This is a genomic window from Paenibacillus taichungensis, assembly GCF_013359905.1.
GTDB classification, from domain to species: Bacteria; Bacillota; Bacilli; order Paenibacillales; family Paenibacillaceae; genus Paenibacillus; species Paenibacillus taichungensis.
The window spans coordinates 58,567-72,672 of sequence record NZ_JABMCC010000111.1 but is presented as its reverse complement, the minus strand read 5'-3'; the positions used below and the strand labels follow the sequence as shown (position 1 = coordinate 72,672).

At 46.1% G+C, this 14,106-nt stretch carries 13 protein-coding genes; 2 read left to right on the top strand and 11 right to left on the bottom strand.

Going from position 1 to position 14,106, the window contains the following annotated elements:
• Nucleotides 1-35: 35 nt before the first annotated feature.
• The 9 genes from HP548_RS14580 to HP548_RS14540 form a co-directional block, all read right to left on the bottom strand.
• Nucleotides 36-746, bottom strand: a complete 711-nt coding sequence (locus HP548_RS14580; protein ID WP_175382079.1) for a beta/alpha barrel domain-containing protein — start codon at nt 744-746, stop codon at nt 36-38.
• 30 nt (nt 747-776) lie between these two features.
• Nucleotides 777-2,072: an ABC transporter substrate-binding protein gene (locus HP548_RS14575; protein ID WP_175382078.1), complete on the bottom strand. Its 1,296-nt coding sequence runs from the start codon at nt 2,070-2,072 to the stop codon at nt 777-779.
• A 103-nt stretch (nt 2,073-2,175) separates the two neighbouring features.
• Complete coding sequence (locus HP548_RS14570) at nt 2,176-2,943, bottom strand: response regulator transcription factor (RefSeq protein WP_099858669.1); 768 nt, start codon at nt 2,941-2,943, stop codon at nt 2,176-2,178.
• A 5-nt stretch (nt 2,944-2,948) separates the two neighbouring features.
• The gene (locus HP548_RS14565; protein WP_217504718.1) at nt 2,949-4,772 is read right to left on the bottom strand and encodes a cache domain-containing sensor histidine kinase; all 1,824 of its coding nucleotides are present in this window, start codon (nt 4,770-4,772) and stop codon (nt 2,949-2,951) included.
• Between the two features lie 228 nt (nt 4,773-5,000).
• A complete protein-coding gene (locus HP548_RS33385) occupies nt 5,001-5,189 on the bottom strand; it encodes an aspartyl-phosphate phosphatase Spo0E family protein (RefSeq protein ID WP_064642743.1) in 189 nt (62 codons plus the stop codon).
• Nucleotides 5,190-5,436: 247 nt separating this feature from the next.
• The gene (locus HP548_RS14555) at nt 5,437-5,946 is read right to left on the bottom strand and encodes a DUF1453 family protein (RefSeq protein WP_099858671.1); all 510 of its coding nucleotides are present in this window, start codon (nt 5,944-5,946) and stop codon (nt 5,437-5,439) included.
• 135 nt (nt 5,947-6,081) lie between these two features.
• Entirely contained in the window at nt 6,082-6,243 is a 162-nt protein-coding gene (locus HP548_RS33735) for an aspartyl-phosphate phosphatase Spo0E family protein (protein ID WP_099858672.1), read from the bottom strand.
• A gap of 131 nt (nt 6,244-6,374) precedes the next feature.
• A complete protein-coding gene (locus tag HP548_RS14545) occupies nt 6,375-7,760 on the bottom strand; it encodes a transcriptional regulator (protein WP_099858673.1) in 1,386 nt (461 codons plus the stop codon).
• Between the two features lie 259 nt (nt 7,761-8,019).
• Entirely contained in the window at nt 8,020-9,411 is a 1,392-nt protein-coding gene (locus tag HP548_RS14540; protein WP_175382076.1) for a transcriptional regulator, read from the bottom strand.
• Between the two features lie 269 nt (nt 9,412-9,680).
• Here HP548_RS14540 and HP548_RS14535 point away from each other — a divergent pair, with 269 nt between their 5' ends.
• On the top strand, nt 9,681-10,805 hold the full coding sequence (locus tag HP548_RS14535; RefSeq protein ID WP_163753664.1) for an LLM class flavin-dependent oxidoreductase: 1,125 nt from the start codon (nt 9,681-9,683) through the stop codon (nt 10,803-10,805).
• A 97-nt stretch (nt 10,806-10,902) separates the two neighbouring features.
• On the opposite strand, the gene HP548_RS14530 is transcribed toward HP548_RS14535, so the two are convergent.
• Nucleotides 10,903-11,484, bottom strand: coding sequence for a TetR/AcrR family transcriptional regulator (locus HP548_RS14530; RefSeq protein ID WP_175382075.1), 582 nt, complete (start codon nt 11,482-11,484; stop codon nt 10,903-10,905).
• A 257-nt stretch (nt 11,485-11,741) separates the two neighbouring features.
• Between HP548_RS14530 and HP548_RS14525 the strand changes: the two genes are divergently transcribed.
• Nucleotides 11,742-12,947: an MFS transporter gene (locus HP548_RS14525; protein WP_076290698.1), complete on the top strand. Its 1,206-nt coding sequence runs from the start codon at nt 11,742-11,744 to the stop codon at nt 12,945-12,947.
• A 70-nt stretch (nt 12,948-13,017) separates the two neighbouring features.
• Here HP548_RS14525 and HP548_RS14520 read toward each other — a convergent pair whose 3' ends face one another.
• A complete protein-coding gene (locus tag HP548_RS14520; protein WP_246318070.1) occupies nt 13,018-14,061 on the bottom strand; it encodes an alkene reductase in 1,044 nt (347 codons plus the stop codon).
• Between the last annotated feature and the right edge of the window lie 45 nt (nt 14,062-14,106).

Below are 14,106 nucleotides of genomic sequence, written 5' to 3'. Positions count from 1 at the left end.
TTTCTGTCCTCTACGTTCTCTTGTAAATGTTTAGTTCAACTTATATAGTCTGAACGGTTCAGATTGTCCACCGCATTACGGAAGGCGTTAACAGCCCTTCGCAGCTGCTCCTCCGCTCTGCATGTTACGACCGCTCCAAGCATGATCGCCTTGACCCCGGTATCGTGCAGCACCCGAACATCCTCCGGCACCAGCTTACGCTGAGAAGGAACCAAAACCGGAATTTGCGCCTGCAAGACCAGACGGCGATACTTGAGCACGTCCGCAAAGCTTAGCGGTGTACCATATTCATTCCCAGGCACAATGGATGCCTCCAGGGCTGTGAATCTGTAATGAGCGGCTGACGATACAAGGGAAGGTTCATATTCGTCATTGATCGCAAACGTTCGGTCCAGCCCCAGGTCATCCAGCATGAAGGACGGCAAGTGATGTGCATAGATGGAATAGAAGTCAAAACCCAGCCCGGAGAGACGCTCCACGTCCTCCCTCCGTGCTCCATCTATACTACCGGATGGTACGACCCCAAGCGGGCCGCCAAACTCGCTACGGATCGCCTGAAAAACTTCGGCATAGTTGTCCAGTGGACCAAAATGATTCCCGCTGGCGCGATGGCCGACATTATAATGCACCTTCAGTGCATCAGCGCCCTCTTCGATTGCTGCCCGGGCCAAAGATAGATCGTTCTCGGGTAAGCTGACCACAAGTGACAGCGATTTCTGATCAAGCAATTCCTTGAATTTGCCCATCATGCTCACCTCCTGTTTCTATGAAATTATTTATTGTTGCAGCACGCCTTGGATTTCTTCCTGCATTTGCTTCAGATTATCCTCAGGTGTCGCTGAACGGGCGAACAATCGGTCAAATCCCTGCAACACCGCATTGTCGATATCCTGCCAACGGATATGACCGGGAATTAAGCGCGCTTTTGGCATTTCATTAATCACCGCCTGCACAATATGCTCCTTGCTCGGATTATTCGGCTGATTAATGAACGCATCGGAGTTCAGCACAGAGGTACGCGGAGGCACAAAATAGGTGGCCGTCGCCTGAATACCCTGCTCGCTGGCAAAATACTTCAACAGCTTCTTGGTTTCCTCCGGATGTTTGCTATCGTTGAACATGGCATATCCAGCCTGCCCTAGCATCGGTACGCTGCCCTGTGAGCCGGAAGGCATGGGAGCGATACTCCACTCAAAATCGGTAATCTCTCTTGCTTTGGAAACATAGCTGTAGTTATCGAAGAACATGCCTACATTGCCAGCATCGAAGCTGACCTGCTCACCTGCTTTTGGATGCGATTCATCAGTGAACATCATGCGCTCCAGCAGTTCAAAAGTCTGTACTCCATAGGCATCGTTCCAAGTGAACTTCGTCATGCCTTCGTCGAACGGACCACTGCCATTGGACCATGAATACGAGGAGAGCACTGCCCAGGTCTTCCAGTCGCGAAAAAAGTTGGCGCCATAGATCCGGTTGGTAGCCTCCTTGCTGGTAATCGCCTTGGCAGAATTCTCGAACTGTTCCCATCTCCATTGTCCTTGGCTGGCAAGTGTATTGGGGTCGGTCAGGCCGGCTTTGTCGAACAGCGTTTTATTGTAGAACATGACCACCGGAGGTGTGGAAAAAGGCAGCCCCAGCAGCTGATCTCCATCACGGAACAAATCCAATGTACTTGGTATATAATCATCCAGCTTGAACTGGGCATCATCCTTGAACTCGGATACATCAGCCAGGATGTGATTGGATTTGAACTGTGGCACCATCCGCTCCGATACCCATGCGATATCTGGGAGAGAGCCGCCAGCGGCAAGCACCGAAATTTTTTGCTGGTATTCTGCGAAAGGAACGGATTCCATCGTCACCTTGATGCCTGGATTTTCCTGCGTGAAGCTATCAATCAGCTTGTTGTATACATCCATATGTGCCTGATTGCCCCACATCATGAATTTCAGCTCAACCTCTCCATTCTCCCCGGCTGCTTGCCCAGGATCACTTCCGGAATTGGAGCTTGTGCACCCGATTGAAGCAATCATCATGAGTAAGAGTATCAATATCAGTCCTGCTTTTTTCATGAAAATCCCCCTTATGGACTTAGTGGTATACATGTGCAACCAAAGTATAACGAAGGCATCGCCCGCTCATAAATCACGTCAATTACAGAAATGGTATGGTATTTCAAGAAATGCTGAATCGGTCACGATATTCCCCTGCTGTCCATCCCACCTGCTGCTTGAAGACCAGCATGAAGTGCTTGGGACTCTGATGCCCGGATAACCTTGCAACATCATAGATTTTGAGTCCTGTGTTAACCAGCAGCCACTTGGCCCGCTCCATACGAGCCTCAGCGATGTATTCGGAGTAATTGGTTCCTGTTTCGTTCTTGAACAGTTGGCTTAGATAGGTGGGATTCAGATGAACCAGTGCTGCTATGGTCTGAAGTCGCAGATCCCCATCGGGGTGCTGCTTGATGTGCTCCTTCACATCTCGGATAATCTTCCGCGTATCTCCGCCGGAGTGCTCTGCTTTCCCAGATGGCTCAGTGACTGGAAGGGTTGAAATGCCGTACCTGCGATCCAGCAGCAATTGAATTTTTTGGATGCATAATGCCAGTTCATGACGTTCAATCGGCTTCAGCAGATAGTTCAACACTCCGTATTCCATCGCTCTACGTGCATATTCAAACTCTCCGTACCCGCTAATGATGATCATCAGCAGTTCAGGGTACATATCTCTTGCTTTGGATACGAGTGTCAGCCCGTCCATTTCACGCATGCGAATATCTGTGATTAACACATCCGGCACTTCACACCTCAGAAAATCCAGTGCCTCGGCTCCGCTCGAAGCTTCACCTGTTATCTCGAACTGAGGAGCCGCCTGTACAATCAGCTCTCTCAGTCCCTGGCGGATGACCGTCTCATCCTCCACAAGCAATACTTTATACATGCGCTTCATTCTCCTTTCGGTTGAAGTTGAATGGATATCGTGACCGCCAGGCCCTGCCCTGGACTGCCATCGACGCTCAGGCTGCCACCTTCTCCATACATGAGGCGGAGCCTTTGGGCGATATTGTTAAGTCCCAGCCTGTCCCCCGCATGACAGCGCAATGCCTCATTGGAAGGCTGCCGAGCAATGGATTCATTTAATTCATCAATCTCCGCCTGAGCCATGCCTTTGCCATTGTCACGCACAATAATCAGCAGCTCATCATCGAAATTCAATGCAGATACCCAGATCACCCCGCCATCCGCCTGCCCTTCAATGCCATGATAGACAGCGTTCTCCACCAGCGGTTGCAATACCAGCTTGGGAATCAGACACTCTGTAATGGCTTCATCGATGTCATAGATTACCTCCAGCTTGCCGTCATAACGTACTTGTTGAATGCGTACATAGGATTGTACAAAAGCCAATTCTTCCTGAAGTGGAACCCTCCGGTCCACCTTATCAATCGTATAACGCAGCAGCTTGCCAAGTGCCGTCACCATATCAGACACCTCAGCGTGTTTCTGGCGGACCGCCATCATGTTGATGGACTCCAATGTGTTGTATATAAAATGGGGATTGATCTGGCTCTGCAATGCTGACAACTCCGCCTCTCGCTCTTGAATGCCCAACAGAAATACCTCGTTGAACAGTCGATTGATCTCTTCCATCATTCGGTTAAAACCCCGGCTAATCTGTCCGAACTCATTATTGCTAAAGTGCGCTACGCGCTGGCTAAAATCTCCCTGCTCCACCCGAATCATATTGTGCTTCAGTCGGATTAGCGGCCTCGTTATGCGATAGGATAAGAGCACCGCGAGAACTGCTACAGCCGCCATACATAACACAGCGAATCCAAACGTAAACGTGAGCATCTCGCCCGACTCCTTCTGAATAACGGCAATAGGCGTAAGGCTGATCACCGAAAGTCCTGAATAGCTGGAATGGTGCTGTACGTAGAGATAGGGCTTCCCATCAAGGACAACCTTCTGGTTGCCTGCGTAGCCTTGAAGCTGGCCATGTTTTAACAGCTTGTCGTATGCGGATAGGCCTCCAGCAGAGGTCCGTTCGAACAAGAGACGCTGCTTGCTGTCGACAATCATCAGACTCGCATTTTGCTCAAAATTCAGATTGGACAGGAGCTGACCGAAAGCTTCCAGCCGGATGTCGATCAGAATATAGCCCAGTCGCTGGAGTGTACCCGGATCACGTATCTCACGGGCAACCGATATATACGGCTCTTCATGACTGCCCGTGTAATAGCTTGGTTCGTGTGGAGGAAGCAGACGCCATTCCCCTTCCGAGCCGTTAAGCTCTGCAAACCAGTCATCCTGCCTGCTGTCCCATACCGGATTCACTGCCAGTGAATCCAGATTGGAGAACAAAATGCCGCTGTTGCTGATCAGATGGATGCCACGAATTTCAGGTCGGTCATACGCCTGACCGGATGTGTAGAGCTTCATTTTCAGATAATCATCGGATCTCGCCCATGTACCCGATCCCATCGGAGCGTTGTATTTGCCCAGAATGCCAAGCACCATCTGATCGTAGAGCGGCAAGAGCGACAACCGCTCGAAGTCCTTGAGCAGCCTATTCAGATTGGTATTAATCTGGCGAACAATATCAATGGTGAACTGCTCCGTCTTGCGATCAATCGTCTGCGAGAAATGCAGGTAATTCACTACTCCCTGCAAGCTCAGCGGCAGCAAGGTCAACGCCAGGAACAACAGAAGCAGCTTGGTGCGCAGATTCATATTTCTTCCGAAATAACCCTGTACCTTGTCCATCATTTCCGTTCATCCCTCCCCCTCCGATCATTGTATGATCCCCCTTCACAGATCAATCTGGATATAACTGGGGTTCATCATATCCAGTTTTAATGATCATTGACTATCCTGCCAACCATGGGATTGGTACGGAATTTCAAGATTGAAGCGCAGGTCTCGGGGAAACACAAAAAAAGCCGACTGTATCGCTACAGTCGACTACTCTTCTATTGCATCAAAAAACCGACTGCATTATGCAATCGGTTGTCTTTTCATAAAGTGTTTTTTATATTTGAAGCGATTATATTCATTAATTAACTCGTCCAATACCATCGATTGTTGAAGGACTTTGTAGTCTTGCATGCCATGATATTCCGCCAAACGACTTAACTCATGCCTGTTCTGTTCGATTTGGTCTCTAATCTGCTTCGGTTCTCTCACAGCATGCACCCCCTCTTTTTAAAACATTTTAGGATACATTGCCAAAAAATTCATATTTTATTCCTTTGCAAAATAAAATGTTTGTTTACAGAGGAATACTTTCATAACACTACATTTTGCATTAATCCGTGAAAATCGTCACAACTACAATATATAGATGTGTATTCCTCACACCCAGCTACATATCGAACTCTCGAAGAAATAGAGACTCTTAACCCAGAAGCAAAAGACAGAAACACGTTATAAATTATGTTCCAATCGTATGCTGAACTTTACTCACTCTGGAGCGGAATAGAATGCCTGCTACTCGCACCAACACCATAGCAGCAGTCATGAATATAAATGCTGGACCGATATTCTGAAGATCCAATTGATGCTCAATGGCATACTGATATGCTTGCTGCGGATGATGCGTGATCCATTCCACCGGAATGATGCGTAGCAGGAATGCTGCCCCCCAAACGACCACACTGCCTATCCCCACTCGGGTATACCATTTACCTGCCGTTGCATCGAATTCCATACGTGTTATTCCCAGCACAATTATTCCGAACAATGCCCCTACAATCACGGCCACCAACAAAAACAGCACGTTGTTGCCCGTAAAAGTCATGTCTTTAAGGAATTTGGCTGCATAATAACCCATAATAACGAAAGGCAGCAATAAACGATAATAACGTACTGGCTTTCGTCCAATTGAAGTCAATACTAATACCGCAAACATGATGATCATCTGAACCCACATGCTCGTCGTCATACGTTGTTCCCCCTGTATTTGCTTGATTTGATGCTTTAAGCATAGCAGGGAGAACGTCGCTCTAGCGTCCACAACCTGGTGGATAAAGAGGTCCACCTATAGGTGGATTTTAGAAGAGGGTACTAGCTTTTATCATTAGTATTTCTCTATTAGTCGAGTATATTTATTAATCAGTTCATCCAGTAGCATAGACTGCTTGAGGACCTTATCATCATGCATGCCATGTCTCTCTACCAACCGACGCAAATGTTGCCGATTCTGCTCGATTTGATCTTTGATCTGCTTGATTTCTCTCACAGCATGCACCCCTTTTTCAACCTATTTTAGGGTACTTTTATCTAAAAATTCATAATGGAATGCTTTGCAAAATTGTTGTATTAGGTCTTTTAGAAAAGGTGGTAATGTTGAGCCATATTAGCTCCCAGTAGTTATACACTTTTAATTCTAATTCCAAAATTTTGTGAGCTCAGGCCCTCTATTAACCTAGTGTACTGCTCGTCCTGCTGGTTCGTTACATACATTCTGAATTTCCCATATAAATCAATAGATTTAATAGACATTAGGTCATCGTTACTTGAAGATGAGAGCTCCAGGCTCATGAGTAACGTGTCAATCCCCGTTGCGTATCTTTGTTGGTTGAGCCTATACTTCCCTAATTCATAATAAAAACGTATATATCTATGATTCAACATTTGCATATTGTACGTCCCTTTTAAATGCATATCCGTGTTGAATTGTTTAATATAAGGTTCGAATCTATCCAATACAGAATCAATATCCAGTGAGTGCTGGTTAGCTGCTTGCACAATATTCACGAATGCTATTAAAATCTCATGTGGATTAGCATCCAGGTAATTCAGATAAGGTTCAATAACCTCATGGTTCCCATTCATCAAATGGTATAAATACCGATTTCCCTCCGCCCATCCTTTGAAACGTTCTATTAATTCTTGCTCTTCTTCTGTTGGATTAGAGATTTCAATAACAGTCACGTAAACATCTGTATATTCCAGAGCTTTTTCATATTGCTTACACGCTTCACAGACACTTGCCTTCAATAAATTCGCATATGCCTTATACGTAAATATGGGGTAAAAGGCGGTTCTTTTTCTATTTTTACGTCTTCGAGATTGAAGTTCAAGTTGAAAATCAACTTTTCGTTCCAGTTCTTCGGCCAATTCATAAACCTTATCCCAATGATGTATTGTATTATATACATTTGCTAAATCTTTAACAGCATCCAGTTGTATTTCTTCATCCAATTTCTCAATATAGGGTTCCAATTGGACCGCTGCTGCCAGATTATCGAATTTGCTCATTGTTTTATGAAGCAAAAAAATACGGTACTGGCATAACGCCAACCGTTCCGAGTGCTGATATTTCTCACCTGCGGCTACGCATTCATATAAAATAAGCGCCGCTTCATTCATTTCTTTGGAATACCAATTCTCTGCCATTTCAAACAGTTCTGAAATATAGGATCGATCATCTGTTACCTGATAGACTACCTTTTTAATACAGCCTAGCTTGTTAAGTTCAGCGCAGCGATACAGGAACGGTTCCAAACGCCTCCAATGAGGTGCGGATTCCACAAAACATTCCACACTGTACATTTCGTAGAAGTATCCCTTCTCCAACCCCATACCAGATGTAATTTGATCCAACTGATTCATAGCTAGAGGTCTGCTACCCTTGAGGATGGCACTTAAAGTGCCAACGTTGACACCCGTAACATCTGAGAATTGCTGAAGTTTATATCCTCTTTCTCTTATGTGATTCTCTATATATGTGCGTATCGTAGGTGCAAGTTTCAATTCTCCCACCCCCATCAACCAAACTAACTTAAGGATTGTTCAGTTCTTAATAAATGTAATTTTAATCCTGAATTTTACAATGGTCAATGTGCGCAAAATAAAAAGCAGTATAGTCCTTAGATAGGATCAATACCGCTTGCCTAGTTTGGAGATTGGAGTATAGTGCAATTACAATCCTGCACCACCATGAGTGCTTGGACTATACATCATAGTATTACTGGGAATAGGTTGAGGATACAAACTAAATAATAAAACAGCACTAAACAAAACTACGATCAAAACTGCTTTTTTTCTCATAATTACTGTAGACCTCCTCAATTAAAGTTTTATATTTAATTTCTAAATCTATTGAAGCTCTGACTCTATGTCTTTCAAATAGAGCTACACACTGTATAATGATGGATTCACTCTTCATACTTTTGGCTAGAGCCAAACAGTTTAACAAGTACTGAAATCCTATTGTGTATCTTTCTCTCTGAAGTTGATATATCGCTACCTCTTTAAGGAATTGCACGTATCTTCCACTCGTAATCTGTTCCGTATAACTCCCGATATCCCCATAAGTTTTGGCGTACATTGAAATGTATGACTCCAACCGATTGAGAACTGCATCAACATCTATATTATGATGATTTGCTGCTTCCATTATTTTGACTAATGCAGGCAAAATCTCTGCCTCATTCTTTTCAATAAAGGCAATATAAGGCCGTATGACCTCAGAATCACCCATCATAAGTCTGTATAAGTAATGGTTTACCTCAGCCCATCCACTAAACTTATTAATGAATATGAGATCTTCTTCATTTGGTTGTTCAATTCTAATTAATTTAGAGTACGCTTCAGTATATCGGAGGGCTTCAGAGTATTCTTCCCTTCCATCACATGCGGCTGCCCGTAGCAAATTTGAATATGCGGAATATACAAAAATAGGATAAGCTGCGATTCTTAGAGTTTCCGACTTTCTCTTTTTATAAGAGTTCAAGAAACTTGTTTTCTGTTCCAACTCTCCCCCAAGATCGGACACCTTGTCCCAATATCTCAAAGCCAAATATGTATTCGCTAGATCCTTGATCGCATCCAGTTGCCGCTCTTCATCCAGCCGATTAATATATGGCTCGAAGTGCACGGCTGCCCTGAGATTTTCATGCTGATCCTGACCCAGAGATAGTGTGAAAATACGATACTGGCACAACGCGAGACGTTCCGAGTGTTGGTACTTCTCACACTCCGCAACGCATTCATATAACATGCGGGCCGCTTTCTTTTGTCCTCGCTCGAGCATGCCTTCTGCCATCTCGAACAATTCGGAAATATAGGATCGATCATCCGTCACTTGCTGGATCACCCTCTGAATACATTCGAGCTTGTCCAGCTCGGCGCAACGTTGCAGAAAAGGCTCCAGTCTTCTCCAATGTGGTGCAGACTCCACAAAACACTCAGCGCCGTAAATTTCGTAGAAATGACCTTCTTCCAGCTTCATGCCTTTGGTAATCAGATCCAGTTGAGCCATGGCGATTGGCCGCGTCCCTTTGATGATCGCACTTAACGTTCCAGCGTTCACACCCGATATATCGGCAAAGTATTGCAGGGTATAGCCCTGTTTCCTGATGTAGTCCTCAATAAAGGAGCGTATCGTAGTTGTAGGTCCCATGTCTCCCACCTCCACAATGAAAATCCATAAATTTGAATTTATATGATATGTACAATTTTAATCCTAAATTTTACAGCGGTCAATAAAAATCGTGGCAATTTTCTGCCCTTATGCCCAAGGTTGAGCGGCTTTAATCCGCCTTATAGAAAAAATCCATTAGAAGAATGCATGGCAACATGGTAAAGTTAGTTTCAGCTTGAATATCCTACTATTTCCATAGGATTAGACAACCCAGGTGCTTTTCCAATCCAATCCAAGGGGATGGTTAGATGAAATTTGCCCTATTTAGTCTCATGATGAATCTTCCAAATGCCGTAACTGGTGAATCACTAACGACACAACAGAAGTTCCACAATATTTTGGAACAAGCCAAACTGGCCGAACGGCTGGGATTCGATGCATACGGGATCGGCGAGCGGCATGGTGCACCTTTTCTGTCTTCCTCACCTCCCGTCGTGCTGACCGCCGTCGCTACTGCGACTTCACGTATCCGGTTGCTAACGACAGTAACTGTTCTTAGTATACTTGATCCGGTACGGGTTGCCGAGGATTATGCCACGCTGGATCAATTATCGGGTGGGCGGCTGGAGATGATCATCGGGAAAGGCAATGATCCTCGGCACTATCCCCTGTTTGGCATTAGCGAAGAGGAACAATGGGATTCACTCGGTGAACGCTACGAACTGCTGAAACGGCTGTGGACTGAAGAGAATGTAACCTGGCAGGGAACGTATCGCCCTCCCCTTCAAGAGGTTACCACTCAGCCGAGACCACTCCAGCAATCCATTCCGATCTGGCATGGCAGCGCATCGAGCACCCGCTCTACCGAGCTTGCAGCTAAGTATGGCGAACCGATATTTAGCTCGAATTCCTTCCACCCGCAGGCAAAATACAAAGCGTTAATTGACCATTACCGGGAGCGTCTCGATTATTATGGTCATGATGCGAACCGAGCGGTGGTTGGCTCCGGGGCAGGTAGCCTATACCTCGCGAATACACGCGAAGAAGCGATCCGGCGTTATACGCCTTATTATGAGGCCTTTCATGCTACGGCCGCTGCGCAGCACAACCAGTCGCCTTTTAAGGACCTGGAGGATAACATTGCGCATGGCCCTGTACTGATTGGTAGTCCAGAGCAGGTCATTGAGAAAATCCTCAATTACCATGCCGCATATGGACATCAGGTACTGAGTATCAGCGTGGATGGACTCAGCCATGCGGAGCAGCTGGAGCAGGTAGAACGCTTCGCCCAGGATGTAGCGCCAGTGTTACGACGCGAAATCCCCAGTTTCATTTGGAACGAGCCTCCGCTCTTGAACGAATCTCTTCCTTCTTCCACTTCGCATTCTCCTGATTCATGGCCCCCAGCCATCTCACCGATCTTCCAGGTATAGTTCTCAGTTCTCCACACATTCCCCATTCATCCACAAGCCTTTTGCATCTAGGGTGATTCTTGCGAATCGCCCTATCCCTCCCTCAAGATGTCTTTCTCTATGATCCAGATTTAATACCTTCAAATAAGGAAATCAACGAACGCTGCACGAATTCAGTATCTATCGGTTCGCCAGTCACCAACATGCGATAGAACATCGCTCCATAGACGAGGTCTATGCACAGTCCGATGTCACAATCCTTTTTCAACTGTCCCCGTTCTATACCTTTTTCAAAAATCCCCCACGCTTCGCGTCGACGAGGCTGAATGTATCTGGTTCGGTATTCTTCTGCAAGCCCTGGATCAGACTGTCCCTCTCCGACAATCTGTGTAATCACTTTTCCTTCCCGGCTGCTCAAAAAATCAACCAGATTGCTCGCATGAATACGCACATCCTCAAATACCGATCCTGTATCCGGTACAGGCAATCTTGCCGTTGCCGCAGACATGTACCCATCCATAATGACAGCACCTTTATTAGGCCACCATTTATATATCGTTGCTTTGCTCACCTTAGCACGTTCAGCAATTTTTTCGATCGTAACCGCTCCGAAGCCATGTTCCAGTAATAATTCATAGGAAGCTGCAAGAATCGCATTCTGGGTTTCCACATTGCGGGGACGCCCTCTTTTGGCTGTCATCATAAGCCCTCCTTGGTGTAACAAATGCATCTGTAATTCATAAAAACTGTACGTTCATTATACTAAAACATCGATACATTAAACAATTTCGTCCTTACCATTCTTCGACATAAAAAAATCTCATGTCTATTTACAATACTAAACGTTTAGTTTATTATATGTTTGTGATTAGTAAACGCACCGTTTAGTAATTAACAAGTTCAATACAAGTGTACTTTAATAAAATATAATTTGAGATCAAGTGGAGGGTGAAACTTATGGATATGCAACCTGATGTGAAGGCAAATTCAGTTCCAAGCTGGTTGATTTTACTTTTGGCTGCGGCGTGCGGGCTGATTGCGGCAAACCTGTATTATGCACAGACGGTTATAGGACCAATCGGCGTTACAACAGGGCTTTCCTCTGCTGCTGCGGGACTGATTGTGACGTTAACACAGATCGGTTATGTTATTGGCCTGCTGTTTATCGTTCCGCTTAGTGACATTCTGGAGAATAAGCGACTGGTAACTTTTTTTCTCATCATTCTAGTCGTTGCATTGATTGCCGCTGCCTTCTCTTCCCATGCCGTATTATTTCTGACTGCTTCCCTCGTCATCGGGATCAGTTCAGTCGTTGCGCAAATTCTGGTTCCTTATGCCACCTACCTCACTTCTGAGGAGCAACGCGGACGGGTTGTCGGCAATGTGATGAGTGGTCTGCTGTTGGGCATCATGCTGGCTCGGCCTGTCGCCAGTTTTATTACGAGCCTGCTCGGCTGGCAAGCGGTCTTTGTCTTCTCGGCAATCGTTATCGGATTGCTTACACTGCTCCTGTCACGCGCACTTCCTGCACGTCAGCCACAACCCGCGATGAAGTACGGACAATTAATTCTGTCATTGGGCTCCCTGCTCAAAACATTTCCCATGCTTCGCCGCCGAGCCCTCTATCAGGCCAGTCTGTTTGGCGCCTTCAGCTTGTTCTGGACTACAGTTCCCTTGCAGCTCGCCAATGAGTACGGCATGTCCCAACAGGGAATTGCCTGGTTTGCACTGGCTGGTGTTGGGGGTGCCATCGCAGCACCTATTGCCGGAAGATGGGCGGATAAAGGTTTAACCCGCATATTAACCGGACTCGCCATGGTTATCGCAGTTGCATCTTTTGGGCTCGCCTATCTGTTCCAGGGTCACTCTACCGCTACCCTTATTTTGCTTGTGGTCGTTGCCATCACGCTGGATATGGCGGTTTCGGGTAATTTGGTGCTGGGACAGCGCATTATCTATTCGTTGAGCGAAGCAAGAGGACGCGTAAACGGGATATTTATGTCGATCTTTTTTGTAGGGGGCGCAATTGGATCATCTCTTGGCAGTTGGTCCTACGCGCATGGAGGTTGGAGTCTCACGACATTGATTGGTCTGTTAATGCCTCTGCTTGCACTCGTATACTACTTAACGGAAAAGAAAGTCACCGTCGTCAGTAACCCATAACCATCCTTCCATACGTAAACAAAGGGCAGAGTGATCTTTAAGATCAGCTTCTGCCCTTTTCTTTCTACATTCACACCAACACAGTCAGATGTGCATTGGCATCATACTTGATCAACTGCTGCCCCGTACGCAATTTTTGCACCAGATCAGGATTGGCGATAAACGGTCTGCCGAACGCTGCCAAATCAATGCTCGAATTTTGCACTGCCTGTTCTGCGGTTGTTGCCTCAAGATCCCCTACGCCAATGATGATTCCATCCCACTGCTGGCGAATCGCCTCATGGAAATTCTGTTCCCCATCCCAGACTCTGGTATATCGATCTGTTGAAGGATGTAGGATTGTAATGCCTGTCTCGCGGAAAAGACTCAGATAGGCATTCAGCACTCCAGCCTTGTCTGACCAGACATAGGAAGGGTCATCATCTTTTTTCTCGGAAAATCGTACCGAAATGCGATCCACGCTGATTTCTTTTTGAACTGCAATAATGATCTCCTTCAGAAAACGCAATCGTCCCTGGATATCGCCTCCGTATTCGTCTGTTCTGTGGTTCGTCTTCTCATTGATAAACTGGTCGATGAGATAACCATGTGCTGCATGCAGCTCAATTCCGTCGAATCCAGCCAGTACCGCATTGCGGGCAGCCGTTTGAAATTGTTGAATGCTATCCTTGATATCCTGCGCACTCATGGCTTGAGGTATCTGATATGGCTTATGCAATTTATGAACTCTTCCTTGAGCCGGGATGCTTGAAGGTGCCAGTGGCAGGGTACCGATCAGATCGGAGTGAGACAGCCTGCCCACATGCCACAACTGAGCGATGATGGTCCCTCCGTGTTTATGGACGGCATTTGTTACCTTTTTCCATGAGTCGGTCTGTTCAGCCGTATATAATCCGGGAATACCATATGTTCCTTTGCCTGCCAGCGAGGGATTAATCCCTTCTGTAATGATCAACCCCACCCCATCCTGGGCACGTCGCTCATAATACGCCACCATCTCTTCCGTCGCGGTCCCATCCTGATCACTGGCAAACCCTCGGGTAAGAGGTGCCATCACCAATCTGTTTCTCAAATGCCACTCGTTGATCGTCACCGGGCTCAGTAATGTAGACATATTTTTCATCACAACTCCTTCTCCAATATCAGCGTTTTGCATGAT

What these genes read in the sequence shown, in the direction of transcription:
- HP548_RS14580 (WP_175382079.1), bottom strand. Translation starts at nt 746, where the DNA reads ATGGGCAAATTCAAGGAATTGCTTGATCAGAAATCGCTGTCACTTGTG.
- HP548_RS14575 (WP_175382078.1), bottom strand. Translation starts at nt 2,072, where the DNA reads ATGAAAAAAGCAGGACTGATATTGATACTCTTACTCATGATGATTGCT.
- HP548_RS14570 (WP_099858669.1), bottom strand. Translation starts at nt 2,943, where the DNA reads ATGTATAAAGTATTGCTTGTGGAGGATGAGACGGTCATCCGCCAGGGA.
- HP548_RS14565 (WP_217504718.1), bottom strand. Translation starts at nt 4,772, where the DNA reads ATGATGGACAAGGTACAGGGTTATTTCGGAAGAAATATGAATCTGCGC.
- HP548_RS14555 (WP_099858671.1), bottom strand. Translation starts at nt 5,946, where the DNA reads ATGACGACGAGCATGTGGGTTCAGATGATCATCATGTTTGCGGTATTA.
- HP548_RS14540 (WP_175382076.1), bottom strand. Translation starts at nt 9,411, where the DNA reads ATGGGACCTACAACTACGATACGCTCCTTTATTGAGGACTACATCAGG.
- HP548_RS14535 (WP_163753664.1), top strand. Translation starts at nt 9,681, where the DNA reads ATGAAATTTGCCCTATTTAGTCTCATGATGAATCTTCCAAATGCCGTA.
- HP548_RS14530 (WP_175382075.1), bottom strand. Translation starts at nt 11,484, where the DNA reads ATGACAGCCAAAAGAGGGCGTCCCCGCAATGTGGAAACCCAGAATGCG.
- HP548_RS14525 (WP_076290698.1), top strand. Translation starts at nt 11,742, where the DNA reads ATGGATATGCAACCTGATGTGAAGGCAAATTCAGTTCCAAGCTGGTTG.
- HP548_RS14520 (WP_246318070.1), bottom strand. Translation starts at nt 14,061, where the DNA reads ATGTCTACATTACTGAGCCCGGTGACGATCAACGAGTGGCATTTGAGA.